Origin of the sequence: Flavobacterium franklandianum, from assembly GCF_007097365.1 — a bacterium.
GTDB lineage: Bacteria > Bacteroidota > Bacteroidia > Flavobacteriales > Flavobacteriaceae > Flavobacterium > Flavobacterium franklandianum.
This window is the reverse complement of sequence record NZ_VJZR01000009.1, coordinates 84,884-99,186: the sequence shown is the minus strand read 5'-3', so window position 1 is coordinate 99,186 and position 14,303 is coordinate 84,884. Positions and strand designations below refer to the sequence as shown.

The following is a 14,303-nucleotide window of genomic DNA, read 5'->3' as shown; positions in this document are numbered from 1 at the left end:
AGATACATTTCTTTGTGTTTTAACTTTAAATAAAAAACACAATAAAAAAATTAATTCTAGCCACTTTAACCATCGTGGTTGCTTTGAGCAGTTTTGCACAAAATGCAAACGACCGGAAAAAGAACTTTGATTCTACCATAAAATGGTCTAAAATATCCGATGCGGGCATCCTAGTGGTTTGTACCAAAGAGGCGCTGAACGGAATAAATCCGGCTGACGGTAAAGAAATTTGGAAAGAAGTGAACCCAAAATATTTGCATCAGGGAATTATAGAAACGATGAATGGTGGTGCCACAATGCCCCCTTCGATTGGATAAAAACCCTGAAATTATTTCGAAATCCAACCGTTTTCGAAAATATTTTAGACCAAGAAGAATACAATTTAACGCCACTTGAAATCGAAGTTTTAGAACATTTGAGTAAAGGGCTAAAATACAATGCCATTGCCGAAAACCTATTTCTATCTTCAGGAACCATTCGCAAACACATCGAAAATATTTATACTAAATTGCAGGTTCACAACAAACTCGAAGCCATGCAAACGGCAAAGAATAATAAGTTGATTTAGATTCCTGTTCCATTCCGATATTTTTTTTACTTTTATGAAAAAATTAAAATGCTAAACAGAATCCTTATCGTAATTGTTGCAGTAGTGTCTATTTTTCTACTTTTTAAGTTTTGCGAATTCAAAAAAGAAGACGACGCAATACTAGATTATAATACCAATCTTATCCAGCAACAAATCGTAAACGTAGGAAAAATAGTGGTTACCGAAGGTCATTTTGCCGAAGTGATTACCTATAAAGATCAAGATGACTATTTGATGGGTGTGGTTTCTTTCGAAAAGAAAGCCATTGTAATTGTCAATGCCGATGTGACCGTTGCTTATGATTTGCATCAAATGAAATACGATATCGACGAAAAAAACAAAACCATCACCATTACAAATATCCCAAAAGAAGAAATAAAAATAAGTCCAGACATTAAGTATTATGATGTAGAACAAAGTAAATTGAATCCCTTTACAGGTGACGATTACAACAAAATAAACAAAATGGTTAAAGACAATCTAGCCAAAAAAATAGAAAAATCTTCCTTGAAATCCAATGCTAAAAACAGATTGATTTCAGAACTTTCGAAAATGTTGATTCTTACCAATACGATGGGTTGGAAGCTACAATACGAAGGAAAAGTGATCGAAAATGAAGCTGATTTTAATCAAAAAATAAAGGGATAACACCCGTTTTAACTTTCAAACAAATCATCGTTTACCAAATTAGGCAAAGTAACTTTCAGCAAAGGCTGAGTTTCCATGGCTCTTTTTATGGCAAAAATTGCACCTTCATTTCGCGCCCAACTTCTTCTGGAAATTCCGTTGTTGACATCCCAAAAAAGCATAGATTCTATGCGTTTTGAAGTTGCTGCAGAACCATCTAGAACCATCCCAAATCCACCATTAATCACTTCGCCCCAACCAACTCCTCCGCCATTATGAATCGAGACCCAAGTAGCACCTCGAAAACTGTCGCCAATCACGTTTTGAATCGCCATATCAGCAGTAAAACGGGAACCATCATAAATATTTGAAGTTTCTCTATAAGGCGAATCTGTACCCGAAACATCGTGATGATCGCGACCCAAAACTAAGGTTCCAATCTCACCTTTGGCAATAGCCTGATTAAAAGCCTTGGCGATTTTCATTCTTCCTTCAGCATCGGCATACAAAATTCTGGCTTGGGAACCAACTACTAATTTATTTTCCTGTGCGCCTTTTATCCAATGAATATTATCAGCCATTTGTTGCTGAATTTCTACAGGTGCATTTTGTTGAATTTCTTCCAAAACATTGCAAGCAATCGCATCCGTTTTCTTTAAATCTTCCGGTTTTCCCGAGGCACAAACCCAACGGAAAGGTCCAAAACCGTAATCAAAACACATTGGCCCCATAATATCCTGAACATAACTCGGATATTTGAAATCAATTCCATTTTCGGCCATAACATCAGCTCCAGCACGGGAAGCTTCCAATAGAAAAGCATTTCCGTAATCGAAAAAATACGTTCCTTTTGCGGCGTGTTTATTAATTGCTGATGTATGTCTTCGCAAAGTTTTTTGAACTTTTTCCTTAAATACTTCGGGATTATTGGCCATCATTTCATTGGCATCTTCAAAAGAAAGTCCAACTGGATAATAACCTCCAGCCCAAGGATTGTGTAACGAAGTTTGGTCGGAACCCAAATCGATATAAATATTTTCTTGGTCGAATTTTTCCCAAACATCGACCACATTTCCTAAATAGGCAATGGAAACAATTTCGTTATTGGCTTTCGCCAAAGCAACTCTTTCAACCAATTCATCAAGATTTTCAATGACTTCGTTTATCCAACCTTGACTGTGACGAATATGTGTAATTTTCGGATTGACTTCGGCACAAACTGTAATGCAACCTGCTATATTGCCAGCTTTTGGTTGTGCGCCACTCATTCCACCCAATCCAGAAGTGACAAATAATCCGCCTTTGGGATTGGTTTTTATTTTTCGGAAACCGTTCAAAACGGTGATAGTGGTTCCGTGGACAATTCCTTGCGGACCAATGTACATATAACTTCCAGCTGTCATTTGTCCGTATTGTGATACTCCCAGTGCATTCATTCTTTCCCAATCGTCCGGTTTCGAATAATTTGGAATTACCATTCCGTTTGTCACTACAACACGCGGAGCATCTTTGTGTGAAGGGAATAATCCCATTGGATGTCCGGAATAAATAGTAAGCGTTTGTTCTTCGGTCATTTCAGACAAATATTGCATGGTCAATAAATATTGCGCCCAGTTCTGAAAAACAGCACCATTTCCGCCATAAGTAATTAGCTCGTGTGGATGTTGCGCCACAGCATAATCCAGATTGTTTTGAATCATTAGCATAATGGCTTTTGCTGGCTCACATTTTCCAGGATAATCGACAATTGGGCGAGCATACATCACATAATCGGGTCGAAAACGGTACATGTAAATCCGACCGTAAGTTTCTAATTCTTTAGCAAATTCCTTGATTAATTCGGCGTGATGTTGCGGTTCAAAATAGCGAAGGGCATTGCGTAGCGCTAACTTTTTTTCGTCATCCGAAAGAACATCTTTTCGTTTTGGTGCATGATTGATGTTGACTTCAAACGGTTTTGGAAGTGGTAATATAGTTGGAATTCCTTGTTGGATTTGTTCTTTGAAAGTCATTTTATTTTATAGTTTATGTAAACTGTAAACTGCGACTGAATACTGCTCACTTTTTAATTTCCCCCGTTTTTTTATCGAAACCATACGGGCAATGGCGACAGCCACTTTTACAGCAAAATCCCTTTTTTAGATGGTACTTTTCGGTAAAACATTTATAACCTTCTGGCGTATAATAAAAATCTTCGCCTTCGATTAACTTTTTTTCATTACTTTGTTCATTCATACAGCAAATTTATACACTTTATAACTAATGTTTCTAATTGTTACCAAATATTTAATTCCCAAAGGGTATCGCGGATTGGCATTTTTCCCATTTGTGTTTGTGAAATATAGATTGGATAAAGAAAATGTAACTTTTGTAAATCACGAACGAATTCACTTGCGGCAACAATTGGAACTGCTTATTATCCCTTTTTTTATTTGGTATTTTCTTGAGTTTTTTTTGAGGTTGGCCCAATATAGAAACAAAGACTTAGCTTATAGAAATATTAGTTTCGAGAGAGAAGCTTACGCAAATGAAAAGGATCTTGACTATTTAAAAAATAGGACTTTTTGGGATTTTTTGAAATATATTTGAGCGTAAATAGCATAGATTCTTCATTCGCTTCTGCTACAAACAATACAATCATTTTGTGTTGTATATTTGTACCAAATAGTAGTTGTTTTGCAAGAAATTCTAACCCAAGAAATAAAATTATCCAATCCAAATTTCTCTTTGTTTATAAGACGGGAGGATTTGATACATCCATTTATTTCTGGGAACAAATTCCGAAAACTAAAATATAATTTGGTTCAAGCTAAAGCTGAAAACCACCATACACTTCTCACTTTTGGCGGAGCATTCTCCAATCATATTGCCGCTTCAGCGTTTGCTGGAAAAGAAAACGGCTTGAAAACCATCGGAATTATTCGAGGAGATGAATTAGAGAGTAAAATTCAAGATAATCCAACCTTGAAATTCGCTCAGGAATGTGGCATGAAGTTTAAATTTGTGACCCGAGAAGACTATCGCCATAAAACAGAATCCCCATTTATAGAAAATTTAAAAAACGAATTTGGCGATTTCTATTATGTCCCAGAAGGAGGAACCAATGAATTTGCTGTGCAAGGTTGCGAAGAAATTTTATTCAAAGAAGATGCTGAATATGATTTTATATGTTGCGCAGTTGGAACAGGAGGGACAGTAAGCGGTCTTATAAATAGCAGTTTGCCACACCAAAAAGTTTTGGGATTTCCAGCTTTGAAAGGTGATTTTTTAAAAGAGGAAATTCGTAAATTTGTACACAAAGAAAATTGGGAATTAATAACGGATTATCATTTTGGTGGATATGGAAAGGTGAATCCTGAATTAATCGCTTTTGTCAATCAGTTTTATGTAGAAGATCAAGTTCCTTTGGATCCTATTTATACAGGAAAGATGGTTTTTGGCGTTATAGATTTGATTGATAAGAATTATTTTCCCGAAAATTCAAAAATATTACTCATTCATACAGGCGGAATTCAAGGAAATGCTGGAATGAATTTGAAACTGAAAATAAAAAAATTACCTATAATAAATTTTCAATGACACGAATATATGCTCTCTTAATAATGGTTCTTTTTTTCGTAAGTTGTAATACGAAGAAGTCGGTAATACAAACCACTAGAAATGGGTCTTATTCTTCAGTTTCCCAAAACAAAAACAATTCGTCTAATAAATCTCAAACTATTGAAGCGTCTCCACGAGTAAAAGTGACCAACGAATTGATTCTGAATTATATCGAAAAATATAAAGATGTTGCACAATCGAATATGATGAATTATGGCATTCCGGCAAGTATAGTTTTAGGTCAAGCTTTGCTAGAATCAGGTTATGGAGTTTCTTCTTTGTGTATTCAAGCAAATAATCATTTTGGTATAAAATGCCACAATGATTGGTTAGGAGAATCGGTTCGATATGATGATGATTCCGCTGGGGAATGTTTTCGAAAATACAATGACCCTAAAGATTCGTTTCAGGATCATGCTTTTTTTTTAACATCACGTTCAAGATATTCATCACTTTTTAAATTAGATTATAAAGATTATAAAGGGTGGGCCAAAGGACTAAAAGAGGCAGGCTATGCGACAGATCCACAATATCCAACCAAATTAATTAGTTTAATCGAACGTTACGAATTGTACAAATACGATATATATATCAATAAAAAGGATATTGTTAGATATGCAAACAACAGAATTTCAAATGAAACGGAACGCTACGTGGTTTCAAAAGGGGATACTTTGTATTCTATATCAAAAAAATATAATATTCCTGTTGAAGAATTAAAAAAGCTAAATAATATTTTTGACAATTCAATTTCAATTGGGCAATCCATAATAATTAAATAGTAATTTAAAAGTTCAAAGTTTAAAATGGTTTAAAGTTTAATGGCATAATCTAATAAACTATAACGAAAAAAATCAATAGTAATTTCAATTTTCAATTCCTAACTTTAAATTTTTAAATTTTTAAACTCTTAAACAATTTTAAACCCTTAAACTCATAATTTTAAAATGTTATATCAAAGAAGCAGTCAGCTTTTTGCTGAAGCAGAAAAAGTAATTCCAGGTGGTGTAAATTCTCCAGTTCGTGCTTTTAAAGCTGTTGGAGGAACGCCTATTTTTGTAAAAAGTGCCAAAGGAGCATATTTATTTGACGAAGATGGAAACAAACTAATAGATTATATCAATTCATGGGGGCCAATGATTCTGGGTCACGCTTTTCAACCCGTTGTAGATGCCGTAATCGAAAAAGCCAAACTAGGAACTTCCTTTGGAATGCCAACAGAGTTAGAAACTCAAATCGCAGCATTAGCAGTTTCTATGGTTCCAAATATTGATAAAATAAGATTCGTAAATTCAGGAACTGAGGCCTGTATGAGTGCTGTTCGTCTTGCTCGTGGATTTACCAAAAAAGATAAAATTATCAAATTTGCAGGATGTTATCACGGACATTCAGATTCATTTTTGATACAAGCAGGAAGTGGTGCGGTTACTTTTGGTTCGCCAAACAGTCCTGGAGTAACTGCCGGAACTGCCAAAGATACTTTGCTCGCAAAATACAATGATTTAGAAAATGTTTCGACTTTAATAGAAGCCAATAAAAACGAAATTGCTGCTATAATTGTGGAGCCTGTTGCAGGAAATATGGGTTGTATTCCACCCAATAAAGGTTTTCTTGAAGGGGTACGCCAATTGTGTACTGATAATGGAATTCTCCTGATTTTCGATGAGGTAATGACCGGTTTTCGTTTAGCAAGAGGAGGAGTTCAGGAATTGTTTAACATTAAAGCCGACATAGTTTGTTTCGGAAAAGTAATTGGTGGTGGATTACCAGTAGGAGCTTTTGCAGCCAGAAATGAAATTATGAATTATTTAGCGCCTCTTGGACCTGTGTATCAAGCCGGAACTTTGTCTGGAAATCCGTTGGCAATGGCAGCAGGATTGGCCATGCTTCAAGCATTGGATAATGATCGAGCAATTTTCAAAAGATTAGAAGAAAAAACAGCCTATTTAGCGGCTGGAATTGGCAAAGTTTTGAAAGCAAATAAAGTCGAATTTACTATTAACACAATAGGTTCCATGATTTCGGTACATTTTGATGCTGCTCCAGTTTTCGATTTTCAATCTGCTGCAAAAGGAGATAATGAAACCTTCAAAAAATTCTTCCACGGATTGTTGAAAGAAGGAATTTATATTGCGCCATCAGCTTATGAAACTTGGTTTATCACCGATGCACTTTCATATGAAGACTTGGATTTTACCATTCAAGCAGTAGATAAGGTTTCAAAGACATTTTAGTAATTAAATTTTCCTTCTCTCTCTCCTTTGCTTCGCCAGTTCGCTGTCGTTCGTGTGGAGAGGGTTGGGGTGAGAAAAAAAAACTTCCGGTAACCAGCCGGAAGTTATGCAAATCAACCAATTCTACTAACTATTAAATTTTAACCTTGTCTTTGACCTTGATGTTTTGCTTCACGTTTTCTTGGTTGATTTTCTTCACGATTTCCTTCACGATTTCCTTTATGTTCTTCTTTTAGCGAAGTCCATTTTTCAAATTGCCTTGCATTTAGGATTTTTTGCATACTTTTTTTTGCGGCAATTTGTTCGTCAAGCATTTTCATATGCATTGCAAAACGTTCGTCATTGGTGGGTTTTATTCCTTTTTCTTTCATCGCTTTCATCTCGGCTTTATGAGCTTCTTTTTTAGCTATTTTATCAGAAATAAATCCGCTCATTTCTTTTTGTTGGGCATCATTCAAATCTAATTCTAAAGTCATTTTTTTTAACATCAATTGATTTTTTTGCTCTGGAGTAAATTGCTCCATTGCATTTCCTTGATGTTTCCTGTTTCTCTCTTGTGCCATTATAGTTGTGCCAACTAGTAATAATGCTAAAACAAATAATCTTTTCATTTGTATTATATTTTTTAAGTTATAATGATAAGACTTGGATATGTTTTAAAGGTTTAATTCTTAACAAAATTTTAATTATATATAAAATACTTTTTTAAGTATGATTGCAATCATAATCCTTTAGCAAACGGATTCAGAAATTTGTACAAGAAATTTAAAATCCAATTTTTATGTACAAATTATCATTATTTATTGTTGCAATAGCAATGTTTACTTCTTGCGGAAAGAAAGAAAAAGATACCGAAGATTTTTCAACTGGTTCAGCGACTACCGAAGCTGATGCAGGAGATTCTTCTTACGATCCTAATAGAGGTTTAGGAAAGCACACATCTATAGATTTAGGGGATAAACTAGATGTTGCAATGGCAGCTGAAGGCGAAAAAATCCAAGCGGTTAAATGTTCTGCTTGTCACAAATTGACAGATGAAAAATTAGTAGGTCCAGGATGGAAAGGAGTTACTGAGCGTCAAAAACCAGAATGGATTATGAATTTTATTACCAATCCAGATCCTATGATTGATAAAGATCCAGAATTACAAGCACAATTAGAAATTTGTTTAGTGCGTATGCCAAATCAATCTCTTACTGATGCAGATGCTAGAAATATTTTAGAGTATATGCGTCAAAATGACGGTGTTAAATAAGAAATTTAAAAAACCAAAAAACTAATATGTTATGAATAACCAATTTATAAAAGCGGGTTTGGCCATCGTTTTGGTAGCCGCATTTTTTAGTTCTTGCAAGCCTAAAAATTCAGGGGATGTTGTTAGTGGTGATGCAGCCCAAAAGGCGTATGTTGCCCCAGGAAAATATGATGAATTCTATAATTTCGTTTCTGGAGGTTTTAGTGGTCAAGTGAGCGTTTATGGCTTACCAAGTGGAAGACTTTTAAGGGTTATTCCTGTTTTTTCTGCCGATCCTCAAAGTGGTTATGGCTACAATGAAGAGACAAAACCTATGCTAAACACTTCTCACGGTTTTATCCCTTGGGATGATCAACATCATACTGAATTGTCTCAAACGAATGGGCAAGTTGATGGCCGTTGGCTTTTTGCCAATGCCAATAATACACCTCGTATTGCACGTGTTGATTTGAAAACGTTTACTACAAAAGAAATTATCGAATTGCCTAACAGCGCAGGAAATCATTCTTCTCCTTTCATTACAGAAAATACGGAATATGTGGTTGCTGGAACTCGTTTTAGCGTTCCGCCGGATAATGTAAACGGTGACGTTCCAATTAATACCTATAAAGAAAACTTCAAAGGATATTTGAGTTTTGTAAAAGTGGGAAAAGCAGGTGAAATGGATATAGCTTTCCAAATAGAAGCTCCAGGCGTAAATTTCGATTTAAGTCATGCCGGTAAAGGAAAATCGCACGGTTGGTTTTTCTTCTCTTGCTACAATACAGAACAAGCCAATACGTTGCTTGAAGTGAATGCTTCCCAAAAAGACAAAGATTTCATTATGGCAGTCAACTGGAAAAAAGCCGAAGAATATGTAAAAGCGGGTAAAGCCAAAAAAGTAACTACAAAATATGCTCACAATATCTATGACGAAAAAACCCATACTGCAAAATCTGAAATCAGAACGGAGGTTTTAGTATTAAGTGCTAAAGAATTAAAAGACATATGTTATATGATTCCTTGTCCAAAATCGCCTCACGGTTGTGACGTGGATCCAACAGGGGAATACATTGTAGGTTCTGGAAAATTAGCTGCTTTGATTCCTGTGTTTAGTTTTGACAAAATGCAAAATGCTATCAAAAACAAACAATTTGATGGTGAATATGACGGAATACCAGTAATCAAATACGAAGCAGCCTTGCACGGCGAAGTTCAAAAACCTGGTCTTGGACCATTGCATACGGAATTTGATGGAAAAGGAAATGCGTACACTACCTTCTTCGTTTCTTCTGAAGTGGTGAAATGGGACATCAAATCATTGAAAGTTTTAGACAGAGTTCCAACCTATTATTCTGTTGGACACCTTTGTATTCCTGGTGGCGATAGTAGAAAACCTTTCGGGAAATATTTGATTGCTTACAACAAAATTACCAAAGATAGATATTTACCCACAGGTCCAGAACTAGCTCAAAGTGCCCAAATATTTGACATTAGCGGTGATAAAATGCAATTGATTTTGGATTTTCCAACCATTGGAGAACCACATTATGCACAAGCAGCACCAGCTGATTTGATTCGAAATAACGGCCAATTGAAATTCTATAAAATTGAAGAAAACAATCATCCTTTCGTTACCAAAGGGGAGAAAGAATCAAAAGTAGTTCGAAGCGGCAATAGAGTTGATGTTTATATGACTTCGATTCGTTCTCACTTTGCACCGGATAATATCGAAGGAATAAAAGTGGGTGATGAGGTTTATTTCCACGTGACTAACTTAGAGCAAGATTGGGATGTTCCTCACGGATTTGCCATAAAAGGAGCCGATAATGGCGAGCTACTTATTATGCCAGGAGAAACCTCTACACTAAAATGGCTTCCTAAAAAAGTAGGTATAGTTCCTTTCTATTGCACCGATTTCTGTAGTGCTTTGCACCAAGAAATGCAAGGTTATGTGAGAGTATCTCCAGCAGGAAGCAATGTTCCATTAACGTTTAGCTTAGGAACAAATGTGCCAGCAACTAAATAATTAATTCAAGGTTAACTTTTTTTCGAACCATTAAGAAAATTAAGAATATTAAGTTACACATCTTAATCAACTTAAATTTCTTAATGGTTCATTTTTTAAACCATTTATAATTAAAAAATAGTATGATTACTTCAAAAATATCATTATTTTCAAAAGTAGTTCTTTTGGCTGTGAGTGCCTTATTTTTTGCCTCTTTGTTTTTTCCAATGTGGAGAATAGAGCTCGAAGCACCTCAATATCCCGAAGGATTGGTGCTACAATTACACGCAAACAAAATAGGTGGTGATGTAGATATTATCAACGGATTAAATCACTATATAGGAATGAAAACTTTGCATACCGAAGATTTTCCAGAATTTAAAATCTTGCCTTATATCTTTGGCTTTTTCGGATTGTTTGCCTTAGCAATGGTATTCATAGACAAAAGAAAGGGCGTACTAATTCTTCTGGCATCTTTCATGATTTTCGGTATCTTGGCAGGTATTGATTTTTACAGATGGAACTATGAATACGGCCATAATCTCAATCCAAATGCCGCAATAGTGGTGCCAGGAATGGCCTATCAACCACCCTTAATTGGATACAAACAACTGCTTAATTTTGGAGCGTATTCCATTCCAGATATTGGTGGATGGATGTTGGTCGCAGCTGGAGTTTTGCTACTTATTATCGTGGTGAAGGAAACTAAACTTTTGAATAGATTTAGAAAACAAAACATTCAGCCTGCGCTATTTTTACTTTTATCAATTACTGTTTTTTCTTGTGCCAATGACAAAGCGGTTCCGATTAAATTAAATGCTGATAATTGCGATTTTTGCGGAATGAGCATTGCCGATGGAAAATTTGCAGCCGAAGTGATTACCGAAAAAAGAAGAGCCTATAAATTTGATGATATTTCGTGTATGATGAATTATTGCAAAGAAAATTCAGAGACTAAAATGGGCGCTTACTTTGTAAATGATTTTGCCCAAGACAATGTTTTAATACCAACAAATACAGCGTTTTTCCTTTCAGGAGGAACTATTCAAAGTCCTATGAGAGGTGGGATTATTGCTTTCTCCAAAGAAACGGATGCGAAGGAATTTGGAATAAAATTGAATGCCCAGCCGCTTTCTTGGGAAGCAATTTTATCAAAATAATTTTTTGTTAAGCTTTAAACTTTTCAATAGTTAGTTATTACAAAAATGAAAAACATCATCTTTTTTTTTCTGCTATTTTCATTCTTTCTTCAAGCTAAAGTGATTGAAGTAGGGATAAATAAACCTTTAAAATCTATTAAAAAAGCAATTGCTTTGGCCAAAGTTGACGATACAATTTTAGTGTATAAAGGAATTTATAAAGAAGGAAATATTAGTATTAATAAAAAAATAACTTTTCTAGGCATAAGTTATCCAACATTAGACGGCCAAAAAAAATATGAAGTTTTGTCTATAAAAGCCGATGGTGTCATAGTTCAAGGTTTTAAAGTAATCAATTCAGGCTATGGAACTCTTGAAGATCCTTGCGGAATAAAAGTCTATAACCGAAAAAATGTTGTGATACAAAACAATATTCTCGACAATAATTTCTTCGGGATTTATATTCAAAACGGAACGAATTGTATTATCAAAAATAATAAGATTAAAGCCTCCGGAAAGCAAGAACAACTAATTGGTAACGGAATTCATTGTTGGAAAAGTGATAGTCTTCAAGTTACTGCCAATACTATTTCAGGTCATCGAGATGGGATTTATTTCGAATTTGTCACTAATTCGGTAATCTGGCGAAATATTTCTACTCATAATGTTCGTTACGGATTGCATTTTATGTTTTCTAATGATGATGCTTATATTTCTAATGTTTTCAAAAATAATGGTGCTGGAGTGGCGGTTATGTTTACCCGAAGAGTGAAAATGTTTAATAATTATTTTGAAGAAAATTGGGGCGATGCAGCTTACGGATTGTTCCTAAAAGAAATCTCAGACAGTTACATTATTGGGAACAAATTTTCTAGAAATACATCAGGAATTCATATGGAAGGAACAAGCCGAATTTTAGTCGAAAAAAACATTTTTGAAGCCAATGGTTGGGGAATGAAAATTCAAGCGAGTTGTATGGAAAACATCATTAAAAACAACAATTTTGTTGGGAACACTTTTGATATTAGCACTAACGGAAGTCTGGTTTTGAATACTTTTGATGGCAATTATTGGGACAAATATGAAGGCTATGATTTAGACAAAAACGGAGTTGGTGATGTGCCATTTCGACCCTTGAGTTTGTTCGCAGTTCTTACTGAAAATAACCCTTCAGCGATGTTACTTTTCAGAAGCTTTATGATAACACTTTTAGATAAATCTGAGAAAATATTACCCAGTATCACACCTGATAATTTTATCGACAAAACACCATTAATGCACTCATTATCGCTATGATTGAAATTAAAAATATATATAAAAAATTCGGAAAGTTAGAAGTTTTAAGTGATGTCAATCTTACTTTCAATAAAGGAAAATGTGTCGCACTAATTGGTCCTAATGGTTGTGGAAAAACCACTTTGATAAAAAGTGTTTTGGGAATGGTGATTCCTAGTAAAGGCGATATTTTGTTTGACCAAAAATCGATACTCAATAAATATAAATATCGGGAACAAATTGGTTATATGCCGCAAATAGGACGTTATCCAGATTATATGACGGTGGGTCAAATCATCGAAATGATGAAAAAAATTAGAAATTCAGATGCCGTTTTGGATGAGGATTTAATCAAAGCTTTCGAACTCGAAAAAATATTCGACAAACAAATGCGGACGCTTTCAGGAGGAACAACCCAAAAGGTGAGTGCTACATTGGCTTTTCTGTTTAATCCCGATGTGTTGATTTTAGATGAACCTACAGCGGGTTTAGATCCTTTGGCTTCGGAAATATTGAAAGAAAAAATAATAAAGGAGCGAGAAAAAGGAAAACTCATCCTGATTACTTCCCATCTATTGAGCGAACTCGATGATTTGATAAGCGAAATTATTTTTATGCAAGACGGCAAAGTTCATTTTCATAAAACAGTTCACGATTTATTGCAAACAACAAACGAACAAAGAATTTCAAAGGCAATTGCAAGTATTTTGAAATCAAAACAATGAAACTTAATTTTGAACCATTATGAAATTAAGTTTCATTAAGTGTTTTCTTAATTTTCTTAATGGTTTGAAAAAGAAATAAAACTTAATTTTTGTATTATGAACAGAATCATAAAAATTATATTTCTCGACATTCTAAAAAACAAGATTGTGTTGGCTTACACCTTGATTTTAGCACTACTTTCTTGGAGTTCTTTTGGGTTAGAAGACAATTCTGCCAAAGGATTGCTTACTATTTTGAACGTAATTTTATTTACGGTTCCACTAGTTTCAATCCTTTTTGCCACTATTTATTTATACAATTCCTCGGAGTTTATTGAGCTTTTGTTGAGTCAGCCTGTAAAACGGAAAAAGATTTGGTTGAGTTTATTCCTAGGATTGTCATTGTCAATGGTTGCTGCTTTTTTTATTGGAGCAGGAATTCCGCTATTGGTTAATGCGCCTGACAGTGTTGGAATAATGATGGTAATTGTAGGTTGTTTGATTTCCATAATTTTTGTGGCTTTGGCGTTTTTAAGTTCGATTCTCACCAGAGATAAGGCCAAAGGAATTGGCATTGCCATAATGACTTGGTTGTATTTTGCTTTACTTTTTGATGGTCTGGTTTTGTTCTTGTTATTCCAATTTTCGGAATATCCAATCGAAAAAGCAATGGTAGCGGTAACGGCTTTTAGCCCAATAGATTTGGCACGAATTCAAATTTTATTGCAGCTTGATGTCTCAGCAATGATGGGTTATACGGGAGCAATATTCAAAGACTTTTTTGGAACCGCAATAGGATTGATGGTGTCGTTTATGTTTTTGTGTTTGTGGGCAATTATTCCGTTTTATATTTCGCTTAAAAAGTTTAAAAATAAAGATTTGTAAAAAGTATA

Annotated in this window: 16 protein-coding genes; 13 read left to right on the top strand and 3 right to left on the bottom strand. The window is 34.8% G+C overall.

Annotation, left to right across the window (positions count from 1 at the left end; translation table 11 throughout):
- Positions 1-83 precede the first annotated feature (83 nt).
- The 3 genes from FNW17_RS16555 to FNW17_RS11095 are packed head-to-tail and all read left to right on the top strand — an operon-like array spanning position 84 to position 1,237.
- Complete coding sequence (locus FNW17_RS16555; RefSeq protein ID WP_235892924.1) at positions 84-317, top strand: hypothetical protein; 234 nt, start codon at positions 84-86, stop codon at positions 315-317.
- Positions 230-568: a response regulator transcription factor gene (locus FNW17_RS11100; RefSeq protein ID WP_235892925.1), complete on the top strand. Its 339-nt coding sequence runs from the start codon at positions 230-232 to the stop codon at positions 566-568. Before FNW17_RS16555 ends, FNW17_RS11100 begins: the two co-directional genes overlap by 88 nt.
- 48 nt (positions 569-616) lie before the next feature.
- Positions 617-1,237, top strand: a complete 621-nt coding sequence (locus FNW17_RS11095) for a DUF4230 domain-containing protein (RefSeq protein WP_144071664.1) — start codon at positions 617-619, stop codon at positions 1,235-1,237.
- A gap of 8 nt (positions 1,238-1,245) precedes the next feature.
- Here the strand turns inward: FNW17_RS11095 and FNW17_RS11090 are convergent, their stop codons facing one another.
- Entirely contained in the window at positions 1,246-3,228 is a 1,983-nt protein-coding gene (locus FNW17_RS11090; RefSeq protein ID WP_143389532.1) for a urocanate hydratase, read from the bottom strand.
- Positions 3,229-3,274: 46 nt separating this feature from the next.
- The gene (locus tag FNW17_RS16345) at positions 3,275-3,451 is read right to left on the bottom strand and encodes a DUF5522 domain-containing protein (RefSeq protein ID WP_185964768.1); all 177 of its coding nucleotides are present in this window, start codon (positions 3,449-3,451) and stop codon (positions 3,275-3,277) included.
- Positions 3,452-3,478: 27 nt separating this feature from the next.
- On the opposite strand from FNW17_RS16345, the gene FNW17_RS16550 reads away from it, so the two are divergent.
- From FNW17_RS16550 to hemL, 4 genes are all read left to right on the top strand, one after another.
- Positions 3,479-3,805, top strand: coding sequence for a hypothetical protein (locus tag FNW17_RS16550; RefSeq protein ID WP_143389533.1), 327 nt, complete (start codon positions 3,479-3,481; stop codon positions 3,803-3,805).
- A gap of 87 nt (positions 3,806-3,892) precedes the next feature.
- Positions 3,893-4,795 (top strand): 1-aminocyclopropane-1-carboxylate deaminase/D-cysteine desulfhydrase, encoded by a 903-nt coding sequence (locus FNW17_RS11080; protein ID WP_144071663.1) that lies wholly within the window; start codon positions 3,893-3,895, stop codon positions 4,793-4,795.
- On the top strand, positions 4,792-5,598 hold the full coding sequence (locus tag FNW17_RS11075; RefSeq protein WP_144071662.1) for a glucosaminidase domain-containing protein: 807 nt from the start codon (positions 4,792-4,794) through the stop codon (positions 5,596-5,598). The genes FNW17_RS11080 and FNW17_RS11075 overlap by 4 nt, the downstream gene beginning before the upstream one ends.
- A gap of 165 nt (positions 5,599-5,763) precedes the next feature.
- Positions 5,764-7,050, top strand: a complete 1,287-nt coding sequence (hemL, locus tag FNW17_RS11070; protein WP_143389535.1) for a glutamate-1-semialdehyde 2,1-aminomutase — start codon at positions 5,764-5,766, stop codon at positions 7,048-7,050.
- Between the two features lie 140 nt (positions 7,051-7,190).
- Here the strand turns inward: hemL and FNW17_RS11065 are convergent, their stop codons facing one another.
- Complete coding sequence (locus FNW17_RS11065; RefSeq protein ID WP_143389536.1) at positions 7,191-7,661, bottom strand: Spy/CpxP family protein refolding chaperone; 471 nt, start codon at positions 7,659-7,661, stop codon at positions 7,191-7,193.
- A gap of 170 nt (positions 7,662-7,831) precedes the next feature.
- Here FNW17_RS11065 and FNW17_RS11060 point away from each other — a divergent pair, with 170 nt between their 5' ends.
- The 6 genes from FNW17_RS11060 (at position 7,832) to FNW17_RS11035 (ending at position 14,295) form a co-directional block, all read left to right on the top strand.
- Entirely contained in the window at positions 7,832-8,305 is a 474-nt protein-coding gene (locus FNW17_RS11060) for a c-type cytochrome (RefSeq protein WP_143389537.1), read from the top strand.
- 31 nt (positions 8,306-8,336) lie between these two features.
- Positions 8,337-10,313 (top strand): Sec-dependent nitrous-oxide reductase, encoded by a 1,977-nt coding sequence (gene nosZ / locus FNW17_RS11055; RefSeq protein WP_144071661.1) that lies wholly within the window; start codon positions 8,337-8,339, stop codon positions 10,311-10,313.
- A gap of 122 nt (positions 10,314-10,435) precedes the next feature.
- On the top strand, positions 10,436-11,452 hold the full coding sequence (locus FNW17_RS11050) for a nitrous oxide reductase accessory protein NosL (RefSeq protein WP_143389539.1): 1,017 nt from the start codon (positions 10,436-10,438) through the stop codon (positions 11,450-11,452).
- Between the two features lie 45 nt (positions 11,453-11,497).
- A complete protein-coding gene (locus FNW17_RS11045) occupies positions 11,498-12,727 on the top strand; it encodes a nitrous oxide reductase family maturation protein NosD (RefSeq protein ID WP_144071660.1) in 1,230 nt (409 codons plus the stop codon).
- A complete protein-coding gene (locus FNW17_RS11040; protein WP_144071659.1) occupies positions 12,724-13,431 on the top strand; it encodes an ABC transporter ATP-binding protein in 708 nt (235 codons plus the stop codon). The genes FNW17_RS11045 and FNW17_RS11040 overlap by 4 nt, the downstream gene beginning before the upstream one ends.
- Before the next feature lie 96 nt (positions 13,432-13,527).
- The gene (locus FNW17_RS11035; protein ID WP_144071658.1) at positions 13,528-14,295 is read left to right on the top strand and encodes an ABC transporter permease subunit; all 768 of its coding nucleotides are present in this window, start codon (positions 13,528-13,530) and stop codon (positions 14,293-14,295) included.
- Positions 14,296-14,303: the final 8 nt, after the last annotated feature.